Here is a 2,447-nt window from a genome sequence, read left to right on the forward strand (position 1 = left end):
GTAAGCCCCCGGCAATGTCACCTTGAACCGACAGGACGAGGAAGCGACGATCGTGTCCACCTATTTTTTAAGTGGACACGTGTACGCTATGAACGAGAATGAGGCGATTCTGGAAGTGGTGCAGCCAACGCGGCGGCGCCGCCACAGCAAGGAGTTCAAGGAGAAGGTGATCGGCGCGGCGATGCAGCCAAATGTGTCGATCGCCGCGGTGGCACTGCATTACCGGTTGAATGCGAACTTGTTGCGGCGATGGGTAGCCGCCCGGGAAGAGCAAGACCTCGCGCGCGAGGCGCGCCAGTCGATGAGCGCACCGCCGGCGGAGTTTGTCCCGCTGCAACTGGAAGCGCCAGGCGCGGAGCCCACTTCGACGGAGATCCAGATCGAGGTACGCCGCGGGGCGGCGACCGTGACGGTACGCTGGCCACTTTGCGCTGCAGCCGATTGCGCCGCCTGGTTGCAAGGGTGGCTGCGATGATCCGCATCGACGCGATCTGGCTGGCGACGGAGCCCATCGATATGCGCGCCGGTATCGATACAATCCTGGCGCGAGTAGTCAAGGTGTTCGGCGCGGCACGTCCGCATCACGCGTACCTGTTTGCCAATAAGCACTCGACGCGCATGAAGGTGCTCGTGTACGACGGGTTCGGTATCTGGCTGGCCGTGCGTCGGCTGAACAAGGGGCGATTCATCTGGACGAACGGTGACCAGGCGATCGCCACCGCGCTGAATCCCGAGCAGTTGCGAGCGCTGGTGACGGGGCTACCCTGGCAGACGCTCACGCACGATCACGCGATCACCGTCGTGTAATACCCCCAAAGCCGTAAACTGGCTTGCTTGCCGCAGCGGGTTGGGTTCTGGCAGACTGGCCTCATGAACCTGCCCGCCAACCTCGACACCCTGAGCCCCGACGAACTGCGCACGCTGGCTGCGCAGTTGATGGCTCAGGTCGGTGAGAACGAGCGGGAACTGCGCTACCGTCAGACGCGCATTGACCAGCTCACACACGAGATAGCCACGCTCAGGCGCTTGCATTTCGGCAAGCGCAGCGAGCAGCTCAACGTCGAGCAGATGAGTCTGCTCAATGAGGCTATCGACGCCGATCTGGCCGCACTTGAAATCGAACTTGAGCAGTTGCAGCCGACTACGCCGGCGGGCGAGCAACGTCAGAAGCCCAAGCGCACACCGTTGCCCCCACACTTGCCGCGCACCGACATCCACCACGAACCCGAGGACAAGACGTGCTTGTGCGGTTGCCAGCGAGTGCGTATCGGCGAGGACATCAGCGAGAAGCTGGACTATACGCCCGGGGTGTTCACGGTCGAGCGGCACATTCGCGGCAAGTGGGCCTGCAAGGCGTGCGAAACGCTGATTCAGGCGCCGGTTGCGCCGCATGTGATCGACAAGGGCATTCCCACCGCCGGGTTGCTCGCACAGGTGCTGGTCGCCAAGTACGGCGATCACTTGCCGCTGTACCGTCAGGAACGCATCTTCGAGCGCGCCGGCCTGGCGATCCCGCAATCGACGCTTGGCGAGTGGGTCGGCGTTTGCGGCGTACGGTTGCAGCCGCTAGTCGACGCGCTTCGCGAAGTGCTTCTGCAGCACGATGTGCTGCACGCCGATGAGACGCCGGTGCAGATGCTGGTACCCGGCAAAGGAAAGACGCAGCGCGCGTACGTATGGGCGTATGCCACGACGCAGTTCGCCGATGTGCGCGCCGTGGTCTATGAGTTCGCCGACAGCCGTGCGGGCGAACATGCTCGCGCGTTCCTTGGCGATTGGCGCGGCAAGCTGGTATGTGACGACCACAGCGGCTACAAAGCCGGATTCGAGCTGGGCATCACTGAAATCGGATGTGTTGCGCATGCCAGACGGAAGTTCTTTGAACTGCACACCAACCACAAAAGTCAGATCGCCGAACAGGCACTGAAATACTTCGGCGCGCTATACGCTGTCGAGCGCGACGTCGCAGAACTCAAGCCGGATCGCAGATGTGAAGTTCGCCAGGAGCGCGCACGGCCGATCGCCGATGCCTTACATGAGTGGATGCTCGCCCAGCGCAAACTGGTCTCCGAGGGATCGGCGATCGCCAAGGCGCTCGACTACAGCCTCAGGCGCTGGGAGGCGCTCACGCATTATCTGGTCGATGGGCATGTGCCCATCGACAACAACTGGCTGGAAAATCAGATCCGTCCCTGGGCCATCAGCCGATCGAACTGGCTGTTTGCGGGATCACTGCGCGCGGGGCAACGCGCCGCTGCGATCATGAGCTTGATTCGAACTGCGCAGCTCAATGGCCACGATCCCTACGTCTATCTGAAAGACGTGCTCAATCGCCTGCCTACCCACCGAGCCGACGATATCGCCGCGCTTCTACCGCATCGCTGGGCACCTGCCGCGACTTGATTGACGGCAATTTACGCCCAGGGATGCCTTTGCCGGGCGCTTAC

The 2,447-nt window shown here is 62.4% G+C and carries 3 protein-coding genes; all 3 read left to right on the forward strand.

Annotated elements, in window-relative coordinates:
* Positions 1–22: 22 nt before the first annotated feature.
* The 3 genes from tnpA (at position 23) to tnpC (ending at position 2,403) form a co-directional block, all read left to right on the forward strand.
* Positions 23–475: an IS66-like element accessory protein TnpA gene (gene tnpA / locus SB822_RS54350; protein WP_081498762.1), complete on the forward strand. Its 453-nt coding sequence runs from the start codon at positions 23–25 to the stop codon at positions 473–475.
* On the forward strand, positions 472–807 hold the full coding sequence (gene tnpB, locus SB822_RS54355; RefSeq protein WP_007576369.1) for an IS66 family insertion sequence element accessory protein TnpB: 336 nt from the start codon (positions 472–474) through the stop codon (positions 805–807). Before tnpA ends, tnpB begins: the two co-directional genes overlap by 4 nt.
* A 63-nt stretch (positions 808–870) precedes the next feature.
* On the forward strand, positions 871–2,403 hold the full coding sequence (tnpC, locus tag SB822_RS54360; protein WP_007576368.1) for an IS66 family transposase: 1,533 nt from the start codon (positions 871–873) through the stop codon (positions 2,401–2,403).
* Positions 2,404–2,447: the final 44 nt, after the last annotated feature.

It is taken from the genome of Paraburkholderia sp. SIMBA_054 (assembly GCF_046534875.1).
Lineage (GTDB): Bacteria > Pseudomonadota > Gammaproteobacteria > Burkholderiales > Burkholderiaceae > Paraburkholderia > Paraburkholderia hospita.